General features: G+C 65.4%; 11 protein-coding genes. 3 read left to right on the top strand and 8 right to left on the bottom strand.

The annotated features are described in order from the left end of the window. Positions 1-49: 49 nt before the first annotated feature. The 4 genes from E3T29_RS06020 to E3T29_RS06005 all read right to left on the bottom strand — a co-directional run bounded on the left by E3T29_RS06020 (position 50) and on the right by E3T29_RS06005 (position 6,901). The gene (locus E3T29_RS06020; protein WP_134377838.1) at positions 50-607 is read right to left on the bottom strand and encodes a hypothetical protein; all 558 of its coding nucleotides are present in this window, start codon (positions 605-607) and stop codon (positions 50-52) included. 57 nt (positions 608-664) lie between these two features. Continuing rightward, positions 665-961, bottom strand: a complete 297-nt coding sequence (locus E3T29_RS06015; protein WP_134344670.1) for a WXG100 family type VII secretion target — start codon at positions 959-961, stop codon at positions 665-667. A gap of 239 nt (positions 962-1,200) precedes the next feature. Further along, positions 1,201-5,682: an FtsK/SpoIIIE domain-containing protein gene (locus E3T29_RS06010; RefSeq protein WP_134344669.1), complete on the bottom strand. Its 4,482-nt coding sequence runs from the start codon at positions 5,680-5,682 to the stop codon at positions 1,201-1,203. A 76-nt stretch (positions 5,683-5,758) separates the two neighbouring features. Next, complete coding sequence (locus tag E3T29_RS06005) at positions 5,759-6,901, bottom strand: cation:proton antiporter (RefSeq protein ID WP_134344668.1); 1,143 nt, start codon at positions 6,899-6,901, stop codon at positions 5,759-5,761. An 83-nt stretch (positions 6,902-6,984) separates the two neighbouring features. Here E3T29_RS06005 and E3T29_RS06000 point away from each other — a divergent pair, with 83 nt between their 5' ends. Both E3T29_RS06000 and E3T29_RS05995 read left to right on the top strand, forming a co-directional pair. Continuing rightward, positions 6,985-7,821: an SDR family NAD(P)-dependent oxidoreductase gene (locus E3T29_RS06000; RefSeq protein WP_134344667.1), complete on the top strand. Its 837-nt coding sequence runs from the start codon at positions 6,985-6,987 to the stop codon at positions 7,819-7,821. Between the two features lie 165 nt (positions 7,822-7,986). Further along, entirely contained in the window at positions 7,987-9,390 is a 1,404-nt protein-coding gene (locus tag E3T29_RS05995) for an APC family permease (protein ID WP_255575135.1), read from the top strand. Between the two features lie 75 nt (positions 9,391-9,465). Here E3T29_RS05995 and E3T29_RS05990 read toward each other — a convergent pair whose 3' ends face one another. After that, positions 9,466-10,281, bottom strand: coding sequence for an alpha/beta fold hydrolase (locus tag E3T29_RS05990; protein ID WP_134344665.1), 816 nt, complete (start codon positions 10,279-10,281; stop codon positions 9,466-9,468). Positions 10,282-10,362: 81 nt separating this feature from the next. On the opposite strand from E3T29_RS05990, the gene E3T29_RS05985 reads away from it, so the two are divergent. Beyond that, positions 10,363-11,283 (top strand): AEC family transporter, encoded by a 921-nt coding sequence (locus E3T29_RS05985; RefSeq protein ID WP_134344664.1) that lies wholly within the window; start codon positions 10,363-10,365, stop codon positions 11,281-11,283. 7 nt (positions 11,284-11,290) lie between these two features. On the opposite strand, the gene E3T29_RS05980 is transcribed toward E3T29_RS05985, so the two are convergent. From E3T29_RS05980 to E3T29_RS05970, 3 genes are all read right to left on the bottom strand, one after another. After that, the gene (locus E3T29_RS05980) at positions 11,291-12,145 is read right to left on the bottom strand and encodes a fumarylacetoacetate hydrolase family protein (RefSeq protein WP_134344663.1); all 855 of its coding nucleotides are present in this window, start codon (positions 12,143-12,145) and stop codon (positions 11,291-11,293) included. A 79-nt stretch (positions 12,146-12,224) separates the two neighbouring features. Beyond that, entirely contained in the window at positions 12,225-14,291 is a 2,067-nt protein-coding gene (locus tag E3T29_RS05975) for a TRAP transporter fused permease subunit (RefSeq protein WP_134344662.1), read from the bottom strand. Then, positions 14,288-14,818 (bottom strand): hypothetical protein, encoded by a 531-nt coding sequence (locus E3T29_RS05970; RefSeq protein WP_134344661.1) that lies wholly within the window; start codon positions 14,816-14,818, stop codon positions 14,288-14,290. The genes E3T29_RS05975 and E3T29_RS05970 overlap by 4 nt, the downstream gene beginning before the upstream one ends. Positions 14,819-14,820: the final 2 nt, after the last annotated feature.

Genomic DNA, 14,820 nt, shown 5'->3' with positions numbered 1-14,820 from the left:
GCAGGGCGTTGGCACCCGGCAGGGCGGAGACCGAAGCCCGACGACTGGCCTAGCGCCGAGCACCGCCCAGGGTGCACTGCACGTCGAGCCACTCCCTGGCACCGTCAACCGGCCGGTTCGGAACGGCCCGAACGATGTCCTCGGCGCGGGCTACGGTCTGCGGCGCGACGTCAACGCCGAACACTTGCAAAACGGAAACCTTGACGTTTTTCACCTGGTCGGGAATGGACGCGAGCACCGTCATGAAGCCGGTGACGGCATTCTCGGCGACATCCTGCACCACCTTCACGACGTTGCCGACGATCGAGCGTGCCTCGTCGAGCCGCTCACCCGCCCACACCTGGGCTTGGTGGATGAGCGCCTTGACCTCATCGACGGACCTCGCGTGGTTCGACAGGGCATCCGCTGCTGTGTCAAGTGCGGCAGCCGACCGACCGAGAGCATCGGCCGTGGCGCCGATTTCGGCGCGGAACGCTGTTGCGGCAACGGAGTTCCAGTTCATCGACTCGGCACGGGCCTTGATCGCCAGCGCGCGGGCACGCACATCGTCGCCCCGGGCTCGCAGGCGCGCCGAGTCAGACCTGACGACGGACATGTCTCCGTACATTCGTTCCTCCAAACAATGGCAGCCGCCGCGAATCGCCGGCTGCCAGACATCGAGAGGTTAGCGGGAGAGGCGTGCGGCGAGCTGCGCGTCGACCTCGGACAGCGTGGTGGCCGTGGTGCGCAGGTAGTTGGAGAGGCCGTCGAGCCCGTTGATCGTGGCGCGGGCACCGTTCGTGAACTGCTCATAGGACGCGTTGAATGCGCCGGAAGATTTATCGGTGACGAAACCGGAGCTCACGAGAGAGCCGATCAAGCTCTGCAACTCGGCGAGCTTGGTGTTGATAGCGTCGCGGCCCGACACAAGGCGGTCAGCAGATGAGTTAAGTTCCTGGTACGAGACGTTCATGTTAGCCATTTGACACTCCCCCATAAGAGCTGCATTGTGCAGTGGGGCCAACGCTACCAGCCGGGGCGCCTCGTCGCTGGACGGCGCTCGTGTGCGCGGTCGCCTTGGGTGCGGTGGCCCTGAGCCGGTGCGCCGGACTCTGCGGGGGCAGTCGGCGGAAGTACAGAGATTGGCCACAGCCTCGGCTCGTGGCCGGGGGACGTGCCCGAGCTCGCCGATGGCGTGATCGTCGCCGACTGACCCCGCCACTACTCGGGCAAGGCCACCTGCAGTTTCGTCGCCCGGCCCGCCTCGACGAGGTAGCCGCGCCCTTCCGGAAAATCTGCCCGATTACCGCGCGGAAAGGCAACCCGGAACAGGGCGATGCCGTCGCCCTCATCGGGCTGCAGCACAATCCCCACGCGGGCGGTTTTGAGCTCGGAGTGAATCTGCCAGGCGGATGGCCCGGTCGCCAGGTCGGTCTCGACCACGATCAACACGTTGGCTTTTCGCGCCGCTTTGATGAGCGATGCGACGACGGGCTCGGCGGTCGATCCCTCGAAATCACCCGCGGTTTCGACGACGATCAAGCCGGGCGCGCCGCCGGTCGGCCAGGTTCCGGTGCCATCCCGCAGCACGGTACCGAGGTCGCGCGCGAGCGTCTCGGCTTCGGTGATCCCGAGGGCGCGGGCTCCCCACGGGCGGAATTCGGCCAGCTCGCTCGCCGGTCGCGGGCTGATCAGCACGGTATTGACGCCCGGCAGCGCGCCGACAAAACTGCGCACAAGAGTCTTGATCGTGGTGGTCTTGCCGCTCCGAAACGGGCCGGTGACCACGACCAGTCCTTCCGGCGCGATGCCGACCGGCAGCAGGTCGGCATCCGCTACCCCAATCGCCGCCCGGCTGCCGTGCACGCCGAGTTGCGACAGCAGAATGCGCTCGGCCAGGCGCTCGATCGAGGGTGCCGCGGCGACACCGCTTTGACGCAGCCGATCCCCGAGCTGCTGGGCCGCCACCGACTGCTCGCCGAGGCTTGACGAACCGCCGAGCACCGCAATCTGCACCTCATCGCCGTCGATGACGGCGCGTCCGGCCGGTGCGTCTTCGAGAATGTCCGCGGGCACTCCGAGAATGCCATAATCGCTCGACGAAGCCAGGCGCAGCACGATGTTCTGCTGAATATTGGCGTTGAGCGCCGTGGGGATCACCCCGGAGCGATCCGCGCTCAGAATAAAGTGGATGCCCACCTGCCGTCCCACACTCATCAGCTGGGCGAGCGCGGCAAACGTCGTGTCGCCGCTTCGAAACTCGTAGCTGCTGCGAAAGTTCGCCATGCCGTCGATGACGACGAAGATGCGTGGTTCCGCGACGTCGCCGCTCACCTGTCGGTAGTCGGACAGGGTAGACGCCGGCAGTGCGGAGTAGCGGACCGCGCGTTCGGTTGCGGTGGCGACGAGTTGCCGCATCAGGCGTTCGACCCGTTCGCTGTCCTCGCCCGAAATTATGCCGCCAACGGTGGGCAGCGCGGCGAGCATGCTCAGGGCGCCCCCGGCGCAGTCGATCGCGTAGATGTGCACGGGGTACCGCTCGGATTCGCGCGAGGCCGACAGCAGCAGCGTTCGCAGCGCGGTGCTCTTGCCTGAGCCGCTGGTGCCGAGAACGGCCAGGTTTCCCTGATTGTCCGGGTCGAACCGAAACGAACTCTGCCGCTGCTGGCTGGGTTCGTCCTGCATGCCGAGTGCGATCGACGGCCCATCAGCGGATGCGATCTGCGCCAAATCCAGCACCGCCTCCAGTGGCGAGAGCCAGGGTTTGCGCGGCGTTGCCAACCCGAGCGTTGCTCCGGCCGTGCGAATGGAATTCAACATGTTTTCAATGTCGCGAGGTGCTTCCCGGCGAGTGGGCGGTGCTGCCAGGTCGATGGACCAGGTCTGACCGACCTCGAACGGAAAGTCGGCAATGTCGATATCGGGGAGTTTTGCCGTGCCCTTGCTGCGGCCGCCGAGATAAGCGGTCTGAAAATGAATGAGCTTGCCAGGGCCGAGCTTTGCCGCACCGCGGCCCGGTGCCGCCGGGTCGAACCCGGCGGCGTCCTTGCCGCCGATCACGTCCTGGCTGTCCGACTCGTCGGCGACGCGGAGGGCGATCCTCAGGTTGGTGTTGGCGCGCAGGTTGTCCTTGATCACGCCGGCCGGCCGCTGGGTGGCCATGATCAGGTGCAGCCCGAGGGAGCGCCCGCGTTGGGCCACGTCCACGATTCCGTCGACGAATTCCGGAACTTCACCGACCAGCGCGGCGAACTCGTCGATGACGATGATCAGCGACGGCGGGGCGTCCGCGTCGCCACGCTTCTCCAGGCTCACGAGATCCTTGGCGCCCTTCTCGTTGAGCAGGGTCTCCCGGTAATGCAACTCCGCTCGCAGCGAGGTGAGTGCTCTGCGTACCAGGTGGGTGTTCAGATCGGTAACGAGGCCCACGGTGTGCGGCAGCTGGGTGCATTCTGCGAACGCAGCGCCACCCTTGTAGTCGATCAGCAGAAAAGTCACGCGATCCGGGCTGTGTTCGCTCGCCATGCTCATGATCCAGGTTTGCAGAAACTCGCTTTTGCCCGACCCTGTCGTGCCGCCCACGAGGGCGTGCGGACCGTGCTCGCGCAGGTCCAGCCGCAGCACGCCGGTGGCGCCCTGGCCGACGATGCCGCTGAGTGTGCCGGCTTCGGTCGGTGGGTGGTCGCGCCAGCGCGCGGTAATGCTGTCGCTGCGTTCCCACAACGCGGCGACGGCCTCCGGCGACGAGATCACATTCTCGGTGCGCAGTTCCTGGTAGGGCACCGACGTGGGCAGGTCGCTCTCATCGAGAACTCGTGCGCCACTGTCGGTGACCGACGAGATCAGTCGGGCGGCCACGGCGGCATCCTGGCCCGAAATAGCCTCGAGCGGGCTGACGTCGGCCCGGGTGCCGGTGCGCACGAATCCGACCACCCCGATTCCGTCGGGCTGAACCTCAATATAGGTGCGGCAGGCGGCGGGAAGGTCGGAGACCGTGGCAGCGTGCCAGAGCAGGTGCACGCCCACATCGGGGCCGTCCTCGGCCAGTGCGACGAGCCGTCCACGATCCACCTGGCTGTCGCTCGTGACGATAACGATGACGACCGGGGTGACCGGCAGGGCCTGCACCGCCTGTCCGTGCAGTTCATCGATGTCGGCGTCTTCGCGCAGATGAGAACGGATGCCCGCCCTGCCCGGTCGCGCGGCCCGGCGTTCAGCCACGAGCTCTTCGAGCTGGGCGAGCAGGTGGCCGCTCGAGGCCGGATCGGCCGCGAGATGACTCGTCGTGAGTGGGCTGTAGACCGAGCCGATGTGCGGCATCCACTTGAGCCATTGCCATTCGTACTGGTTGTCCGGGTTGGCGAAGCAGGTCAGCACCAGGTCGGCCGGCGAGTGCAGGCCACACAGCTGCACAATGATGGAACGCAGCACGCCTTCAGACCAGAGCTCACTGCCGGAGACCCCGATGCTGCCGGCCCGGGCGAAGGTCTCGAGCACCGGCACCCGCGGCACGGTCAGGTTGGCGTCGTTGATCTCGTCGAGCTCGGTCCAAAAGCGCTCGTCCGAGTCATTGCGGCTGGGCACATCCACGGTGATACGACTCGATTGGGTACCGAGACCGAGCCGCACTTCCAGAAATGTCTGGTGTTCTGGGCGACGCGTCCACAGCACGGCATTGCGTGCCACCATGGCCTCGTAAATCTCGGCGGTGCTCGGTGATTCCGCGTTGCGAATCAACACTTCGCGCTCGCGCTGGGTGACGAGTTTGGCTTTCAGCGCCACAATCGCTGCGTCAAACTGCGCCGTCTGGTCTTTCTTCCTGCGATGGTTGGTGATCTTGGTGTCGACCCAGGTGCCGATCATGATCAGGGGGGACAGCGCGATGAAGACGAGGCTGAGCGGTGATCGGGTGACCGCGAACAGAACACCGCCCATGACGAGCGGGGCGATCACGGCGAGAATCGGAAATTTCTGCGGTTCCAGGCGCTGAGGTGGTACCGGCGCGGCAAGCTTCTGGGCGACAAAACGCACGTCAACGCGCGGTGAGCGTGCAAATTCGACCACGGCTTCCGGTCGGGCCGATGGCGCCAGGCCTCGAAAGCTCGGCTCCAGGGCGACGGCGAGAACCGTGTCGCCCATCGAGATGACGTTCGCTGCGGTCACCGTGCCCGACCCGGCCCGACGCTCGTCGATATAGACGCCGTTGCCCGAATCAAGATCGGTGACGGTGATGGTCGTGCCGATGTCGATCGTGGCGTGCGTGCGAGAGACCGTCTCGTCGATCAACTGGATTCGACAGCCGCGGCCACGTCCCACGACGTTGCGTCCGGCTACGAGGGCGAACTGCGAGCCGGCTTGCGGGCCGCGCAGGATCGACGCGGTGGCAGCACGCTGGTACAGGAAGGTGTCGCTCGGATCGGCCTCGCTGGGCTGGATCGGTTCCACCCAGCAGCCCGAGCTGAGACCGGCATCGCTCACCGTCGCCAAGGGATCGAGCACGTGCAGCACCGGGTTGTTGGGGTACCGCACGCGCAGGGTGAGTGGGGCGCTGTTGCGCCGGGCTGCGTCGTCGTTCGGGGAGATTCCGGGCTGGCCGAGTACCAGATTTCGGGCGACTTCGCCGATCGTCGCCATCACATCGGCAGTGACGAGCACGTCGGTGTCGCCGTCCGGCAGTCTGCCAACGGTCAGCTTCAGTTTCACTGTGTCCCCCACGTTGAGCCGTCAGTAGGCTCACAGCGAGGTTATCGGAGATTGCCTCGCGCTGGTCGGCTGCCGGTCAGGCCGGCGAAACGGATGCCGCGCGCGGCTTGGCCCATCCGCTCGCCACCGCGGTCACCGCGATGGTCACGAGCGCGCCCAGCAGCAGGGCCGCTGCCTCCCCGGGGGCGAGCACGCGCAACTGGGTGCCGATCGTTGCCGCTGCGATCGGAATGCCGAGCTGGGCCGCCGAGAGCAGACCGAACGACAGGGGGAGTCCGAGCACGCGGGTGGTCGCGTGGGTGAGCAGGGTGGCGACACCGAGCACGAGGCCGAGCACGATCATCTCTGGGTGGTCCGCGAGGTCGCGCAGCGCGAGCGAGGCGCCGAGCCAGACGAAGAACAGCGGCCCGAAGAATCCGTCGGCGAGGGCGAACAGCTGGCGGGCCAGGCGGCGCGGTTCGCCGACCGCAGCGACGGCGAGGCCGAAAGCGAAGCCGGCGAGCATGACCGAGACGTGGCTGAACACGGCCACGGCCGACAGGGCGAACAGAATGGCCAGTTGGATGCGCAGCTCGAGGGCGAACTTGCGATTGGCCGACAGCTTGTGCAGCTTTACGCGAGAGCCGTTGCGTTCCAGCCTGGCCAACACAGAGTAGATGACCACGGCCAGAAGCGCGACAGCGGCAGCGCCGAGGGCGGCGCGGCCGGCATTGGGCGGGTCGATGGCCAGCGGCAGGGCCACGATCGCTGCGATGTCGGCGATCGCGACCTGCGCGGTCAGCTCGAGCATCGATCGGCCGCGCAGCCCCAGCGAGTGAATGAGCGGCAGCACGAGCGCGGCGGACGAGGAGGCGAGCAACACTATATAAAGGGGTGCATGCTGGGTTCCGAAGACTATCGCGATCGCCACGCCGAGGGCGGTCGCCGAGACGGTCACGAGAATTGCCCTTACCAGGCCGGTCGCGAGGGCGGCGCGAATCGCCCCGGCGCGAACCGGCACGTGCGTGCCGGCCACGAACATGATCAACGCGAATCCGACATCCGCTAGAAGAGTCAGCGTGGGGTCGGTCGCGTCGATGAGGCCGAAACCCGTGCGGCCGACGATCACGCCGGCGGCGAGCTGGCCGATCACGACGGGAATGTTCCAGCGGCGCGGTGTAGCCAAAAGCGGCCCGAGCAGGGCGATCACGGAGATGATCGCGAGGGTTCGAAAGTCCATACGCACCTTCCCCCGGTCTGCCGCAATCGCGCGCTGCATCGAGCGTAGTCCCGCCAGGCCGCCGCAGGCGGCATGATGGGAGTATGAGTCGAACCGTCGCCGGAGCCCGCGTGCTGATTACCGGAGCAGCCATGGGAATGGGCCGCCTGTATGCCGAGCGCGCTGTCGCCGAGGGGGCGAAAACGGTCATTCTCTGGGATCGCGACGGTGCCGCGCTCGCGGCGACCACCGCCATCCTGAACGATCGGTCTAACGGGCGCACGACGATCGCGCCCTACGTTGTCGATATCGCCGATCTGGGGGCCATCGCGCAGACGGCGCAGCGGGTGCGCACCGAGGTCGGCGACCCCGACGTGGTCATCAACAACGCCGGAATCGTGCGCGGCAAGTATTTCTGGGAGCACGACAACGGCGCGGACACCCGCCCGACGATGCAGATCAATGCGCTCGCGCCCATGTACATCGCCCGCGAGTTTCTGCCGGCGATGATTGCGAGCGGATACCGCGAATCACGCATCGTAAACATCGCGTCGGCCGCTGGCACCCTCAGCACCCCCCGTATGAGTGTCTATGCCGCCTCGAAAGCGGCCCTGATCGGCTGGAGCGATTCGCTGCGCCTCGAACTGGTGCAGCAGGGCCACGGGCAGGTCAAGGTGACCACGGTGTGCCCGAGCTACATCGACACCGGCATGTTCACGGGGGCTCGCGGGCCGTTGCTCACCCCACTGATGACGCCGGAATACGTGGTGGATCGGGTCTGGCGGGCGATGCTCGCCGGCAAGCCGCAGCTGTTACTGCCGTGGACGGTGAACCTGTCGAAGGTGCTCCGCGGCGTGTTGCCGCTGACCGCGTGGGACGCCGTCGCCGGCCGTGTTTTCGGCGTTTACCGGTCAATGGATCGCTGGGTCGGCCGCGGATAACGTTCTGCGGCACCGCCGGGGTGACAGAATCAAGGCAGACAAGCGCTCGTGGCGGGCCGACCGGTTCGCGGCCAGCACACCATCTGCGTCGCATCAGCGTTGACGTGAGCCGAAACAATCGGGGACACCATCACTACCACGCACCATCACCACACGCCGGATTCTCTGCTCAAAGTCCTTGGAAATCGAGATGCGCTCGCTCTCGGCTTCGGAGCCATGATCGGCTTCGGCTGGGTCGTGCTGACCGGCGGCTGGATCAACGACGCCGGCACGCTGGGTGCCGTCACGGCCATGATCGCCGGCGGCATCATCATGGGCATCGTCGGCCTCACCTACGCCGAGCTGACCGCGGCCATGCCCAAGGCCGGCGGCGAACACAATTTTTTGCTGCGAGCCATGGGGCCGCGCTGGTCGTTCGTCGGATCCTGGGCAATCACCGGCGGCTACGTCACCATCGTGGCGTTCGAAGCCGTGGCACTGCCACGCACGGCCGGGTACCTCTTTCCCGACCTGAGTCAGATTCCGCTCTGGCAGATCGCGGGCGAGCAGGTGTATTTGACCTGGGCGCTGGTGGGAGCGGTGGCCGCCGTCGTGATCACGGGCATCAATATCCGTGGTGTGAAACTGGCCGGTGTCGTGCAGACCTTCGTCGTATTGTTCCTGCTGATCGTCGGCGCGATGCTCGTGCTCGGGTCGTTCACCGGTGGTTCGACCGTGCACATGGAACCGTTCTTCACCAATGGCATGGGCGGATTCTTCGCCGTGCTCGTCGTGGTGCCGTTTCTCTTCGTGGGTTTCGATGTCATTCCGCAGTCGGCCGAAGAGGTCAATGTGGCGCCGCGACAGATCGGCAAGCTTGTCGTCGTCGCCGTGATTCTTGCGACCATCTGGTACGTCATGATCGTGCTCACCACCTCGTCGTCGATGCCGGCTGCCGCCATCGGCCAGGCCGATATCGCCACAGCGGATGCCATGGGCGCCTTGTTCGGCAGCGATGTCATGGCGAAGGTGCTCATCGCCGGCGGAATCGCCGGAATTCTCACCTCGTGGAACTCCCTGCTGCTCGGCGCTTCACGCCTGATGTTCTCCATGGCGCGTTCGGGCATGCTGCCGGCCTGGTTTGGCAGGCTGCACCCCAAGTTTCGTACCCCCACCAACGCGCTCTACTTCATCGGTGCCCTGTCGTTTGTGGCGCCGTTCTTCGGCACGCAGATGCTCGGCTGGCTCGTGGATTCCGGTGCCCCGAGCATCGTCATGGCCTACATTCTGGTGGCCGTCGCCTTCGTGGTGCTGCGCCGCCGCGAACCGAAAATGAACCGCCCGCTGCGCGTGGGCGGCAAGGGTAATGGCGGAGTCGTGATCGGCGTCGCCGCTGCCGCCCTGTGCCTGGGCCTGCTCAGCCTGTATATGCCCGGGATGCCGGCGGCGCTGTCGTTCGAGCCTTGGGTGTTATTCGGGCTGTGGTGGGTCGGCGGCGTCTTCTTCTACCTGCGCATTCCGGCCGGAATCGCGCCCGGTCACGATGCCGAGGAGCGCCTGCTGGAGCGCCTGGGCGCGCGCCGCTCCTGACTCGGGTCGCCCGGTTCGGGTGTGGGAGAACCGGGCAGCGGTTTGTTTCTGCCCGGAGCAGGAGAGGAAGAGGGATCAGAGACTGTTGGTCGCGAGCCAGCTGATCAGTACGCGCTGAAACTCCAGCGGATGCTCGACGCTCGGCAGGTGCGCGGTGTCGCGGAACGTGCATCCGCTGGCCTGCGGCAACATCTCCAACAAGAACTCGTACTGCGCCAGCGATGACGTGACGTCGAGCTCACCCACAGTGATCAGCGCGGGAACGTCGATGTCACTCACCCGGTCGAGCGCCGGCGGCTCCAACGGAATCAGGATCGGCGCTTCCGTGGCGTGGATGACGTTGCGCAGATTCAGCTCCTGCGCGAGGGCCAGAAAAGCGGGATCTACGTCGGCCGCCTTGCGCGTGGGTCCAACCGCCCACAGCGCAACCTCGAGCCGCGCCAGCCGCGGCCACTGGCGGGCTTCGAAGGCCGCATCCAGCTTGTCGAACAGGGCGTCTTCCTTCTCGGTGAGTTCCACATCGGGAAACCCGCTGGGCCCTGACCCGATCGTCACGAGGCCGGCGACTCGCTCGGGCCTCGCCACGGCGAGGTCGATCGCGATCGTGCCTCCGCGTGAGCAGCCGATCAGGGTGGCGCGAGCGACGCCGAGATGATCGAGCAGCGCCGTGGCATCCGCTCGGTTGGAGAATTCCACATTCTGGGTCGTGGTCTGACCGAAACCACGGGTGTCGAAGCGGATGACGTAGTGGTGCGCTGCGAGGGCGGCTACCTGCGGATCCCACATTCGCAGGGTCGCGATGCCCGCGTGAATCAGCAGCAGGGCTGGCGAGGCGGGGTCTCCCTCAGTCTCGTAGTAGAGGGAAGCGCCAGGAACGTCGAGTCGGGGCATGCTTGGATCGTAGCAACGTCGATCGCACGACCGAAAGGGCCGCGCGGGAGATCAGCTGAGTGAACCCGTAGGCTCAACTAAATGGGCGGTGTTTTGGTCGGGTTTTCGATTATCGGATTTGTGATCCTGATCGGGTACTTCGTCGAACGATTCAGTCTGGTCGGGGCGGGCGCCGGCCGGGTGCTCAACCGCATGGCGTACTTCGTCGCGACCCCCGCACTGCTGTTCACCGTGCTCTCGCACGCTGACGTCTCGGTGCTGTTCTCCGAGTTTCTGGCCGCCATCGTCTGCACGGTCCTCGTGGGCGCTTTGCTCTACGTGGTGGCGTCCCGCTTGTTCTTTCGCACTCCGTTGGCCGAGACGGTGCTGGGTGCGTCGAGCGCGACCTATATCAATGTCAACAACATCGGATTGCCGGTGGCAATCTATGTGCTCGGCAGTGCCCAGTATGTGGCGCCAGTGGTGCTGCTGCAGCTGGTGATTCTGGCCCCTACCATTCTGGCGATTCTCGACCTGGCCACCCACGGCCGGGCATCCCTGCGATCGATCCTCACCCAACCGTTTCGCAATCCGATGATTCTCGCCTCACTCGCCGGTGTGGTCGTTGCGGTGTCCGGCATCACCCTGCCGGACCCGGTACTGGCACCGTTCGAGCTCATCGGCGGAGCAGCCATTCCCATGGTTTTGCTCTCGTTCGGCATGTCCCTACACGGCCAGCGCCTGCTGCAGGCAGGCACCGGCCGCAAACAGGTCGTCGTGGCCACGGTGATCAAGGTCGTACTGGCACCGATCATCGCGTACCTGTTCGGTCATTTCGTGTTCGACCTCGACGGCGCCCAGCTGTTCGCGGTCGTCGCCGTGTCGGCCCTGCCGACCGCGCAGAACATTTTCAACTTCGCCTCGCGTTACGACCGGGCGATCGTCGTCACCCGCGACACCGTGTTACTCACGACGATCCTCTCAATGCCGGCCTTGATCGTCGTCGCGGCCCTGCTGGCGTGACTGCGCTTTAGCGCGACTGGTCCACAACGGGATTCTGCAGAACACCGATCCCCGGGATGCGACACTCCGCGACATCCCCCGGCCGAACCTGCACCGCACCGGGCGTTCCGGTCGAAATGATATCGCCGGGATAGAGCGGCATGACCTTGCTGTGAAAGCTGATGAGGAAAGCCGGGTCGTAGCGCATGTTTGAAACGGTGTTACTGCGATGAACCTCTCCGTTGATGACCGTTGACACCGTGACGTCGGCCAAAGAGTCGTAGGACTCAAACACTTCTGACAACGGAACGATGCTCGGCCCGAAGGAGAAGAACCCGGGAAAGTTCTTCGACCGCGTCAGAAACCGGGGATTTCTCTGCAGGATATCTTCGGCCGTCTGGTCGAGGAGCGGAACCACGCCGGCCACATAGCCCAACGCATCGTCCGGTTCAACGTCGCGGCAGTATCGTCCGATCACGATGCCCAGTTCGGCCTCAGCGGTGGTGCGGATGCTTTGCCAGGGGATCGGGATGTTCTCGCCCGGACCGATGATGGTGTGGTCGCCCTTGATGAACGAGGCTGGCTCGTCGGGCACGCCCTCGGCGAGATCCGACGCATGTTCCACATAGTTCAATCCGATGCCCCACAACATGCGGGGGTGCCGATACGGCGCACCGAACGTCACGGAATCCGTCGGGCGAAAGACCGAAGCGTCAGCGGCGAGAGCTGCCGCCTCGATCGCATCCGCTGTGCCCGCAGTCAGGACCTCAAGCACGTCGCCCGTGAAGCCCGGCAGGAGATCGCGAATCAGCGCTACTCCGCGGTCAGGAAGGAGGACGGCGGCGATTTCAAACGAACCGTCACGAACAGTACAGAGACGCATGGGCAGCCTTTCACGTAGCGCGAAATGTGGTCTACAGGGTGAAGCGGAGGGCGACCAACACGCTTGGTCACCCCGCGGATCAGGCCGTGGTGCTGTGTGAGACTGCCGGTTCGGCTGTCTCGGCGGCCCGACGCCGACGCCCGATCAGGTGCACGACGATTCCCAGCACGATCATGCCGACCCCGATGGCCATGGGGAGGAGGGACAGGGTGACGAGCGGCAAGGCACCGCCACCGATCAGGAGCCGCTCCGGCAACTTCGCCGGGCCCCAGAGCCAGCCGCCGGTTGCGACAGCGAGAGCGGCGACAGCCAGCACGGAAGTCACAGTCGCCAGCACGATTGACCAGACCCCACCCTGCAGGAGCAGGCCGCTCCCGGCCTCGGACAGCACGAATACGAATGGCACCAGGAAGGCCGTGAGGGTGTACTTCCAGGTCAGCCACATCGTCGTGATGGGTTTGCCACCGGTAATAGCGGATGCTGCGAACGGCGACAGCGCCGTCGGCGGGGACACCTCGCTGAGCACCGAGTAGTAGAAGATGAACATTGCCGCGGCGAATGCCGGCACACCGACGTCCTGCAGGGCTGGACCGATGATGACCCAGGAGATGATGAAGCTCGCCGTGACCGGAACGGCCAGGCCGAGCAGGGTGACCGCGACAGCGGAGAGGATGGCCGTCAGCAGCAGGTTGCCGCCGGCGGCGGACACGATGATGCCCGCCAGCTTCAGCCCGAGGCCGGTGAGAGTGAGCACGCCGACGATGAGGCCGGCCGCGGCCATCACGGGGATGATCGACATGGCGCCGGCGGCTCCCGTGGCCAAGGCGTCCCAGATTCGACGTGGCGTCATCCACGACGAGCGATCAAAGAAGCTCAGCACGAGGGCAAGCACCGTGGCGTAGACAACGGCGCGGAACGGCGTCATTCCGAACGACATGAACACCACGATCGCAGCGAGCGAACTGAAGTGATAGCCGAATCGCAGCAGGAGCTTGCCGATCGGCTTCACCTCCATCTTCACGTCGGTCGTCTTGAAGCGGCGCGAGTCCATTTCAATGGAGAGGATGAGTCCGAAGTAGTACAGGATCGTCGGAATGATGGCCCAGATCAGCACCTGCAGGTAGGAGACGCCGAGCAGAGCAGCGATGATGAAGGCCGCAGCACCCATCATCGGCGGAGCCATGATCGCGCCGATACCGGCAGCCGCGAGTAGGGCGCCGCCGTGCTCGCGCGGGTAGCCGGCACGGCGCAGCAGTGGCCAGGAGATTCCACCGAGGGTCACCGTGGTGGCAACGCCGGAACCGGAAACTGTGCCAAGCAGGAAGCCGGCCAGGGTGACAGTGCGACCAGGGCCTGCGGCAGATCGTCCGAAAGCCGCGAACGAAAGATCGATGAAAAATTTGCTCGCCCCGGAACCGGTCAGGACGGCGCCGTACAGGGTGAACAGAATGACGAAGGTGGCCGCCACATTGGTGGGAACGCCGAACAATCCCTGGGTGCCCATAATGTTGTGACCGACGAGGCGGGACCAGTCGAACGATGAGGTGCCGAACACGCCCGGAATATAGGAACCCCAGTGGGCGTAGGCGAAGAAGACGATGACGGCAATGGGGATCATCAGACCCACGGTGCGGCGCGCGGCTTCGAGAGTCACCAGAATGGCGAGCGTGCCCATGATGACGTCGAGGTCGGTGGGAATGATCGCCCGACGAAAGAATGCGTCCCAGTCGGAGATGATGTACGCAAAGGGCACAACCGCGACCACGGCGAGTAACCAGTCCGCGATGCGGGGGTTGTCTTTCGCGCCCGGGGCCTTGGCCTTGTTCTTGCTGCCCCAACCCCGGTAGGCGAGAAAGGTGGCCGACAGGGCGAGCATCAGGAATGCGGGGAGGTAGAACTGCGAGGCCATCGGGTTGAAAACCCAGTACAGACCGAACAGGGAAAGAGCGACCCCCATGATCTTGACCACGAGCTGGGGAATACCGCTGAGCTTGCGCGCGGGTATTTCAGCATCGAACTCCGCGAGTAGCGCTTCCTCATCGATTTTGGGATCGGCCTCGTCGAGCAGGTCCGATGCGGTGCCGCCCCGTGCGCTCGGCGGTGATTTGGTGTTGACGGCTGCGCTGCGGCCCGTTTCCTGGGTCATGGTGTCTCCTCGATCTCAAGTACTAGGTAGGGGGCGGCATCGTCGACAAGCTGCCAGAGTGCGTAGGGCGACGACCCGGGAATGTGAATGGTTCGTTCGCCGAGGTCGGTTGCCGCGATCGAGAGTGCCTCGAACACGGCCGGATGCCTGGGGTCCGGCTCGACGACATAGGCGCGTCGGTCGCCGGGCGATGCGCGGCGCGGAGCGTCGGGCACGGCGTAATACTCTTCGATCACGGCCAGCTGATCGGCCGCTATTTCGACCAATTCGTATTTTCCGTCGGCGGCAACGACGTAGCGTTCCTCAGCCATGGTCTGGTAGATCGAATTGCGATAGCTGACGGAGAACGAGTCTCCGTTCAGCGGAAGGCTGGCCAGCACGTCGCCGTCCTGGTCACGGACCACGATCATCCGTTCGCCGCTCCCGTCGGCGCTGGCGTCGACCGGCCCGAAGGCGGTGACGAGGCCGAGAGCGCCGACGGTGAGCGTGACGAGCGCCGCCGCGATGGCAACGGCTGGCTTGCGCATCG

It is taken from the genome of Cryobacterium sp. TMT1-66-1 (assembly GCF_004403435.1).
Taxonomy (GTDB): domain Bacteria; phylum Actinomycetota; class Actinomycetes; order Actinomycetales; family Microbacteriaceae; genus Cryobacterium; species Cryobacterium flavum.
The sequence above is the reverse complement of the archived record's forward strand: the minus strand, read 5'-3'. Positions and strand labels throughout refer to the sequence as shown.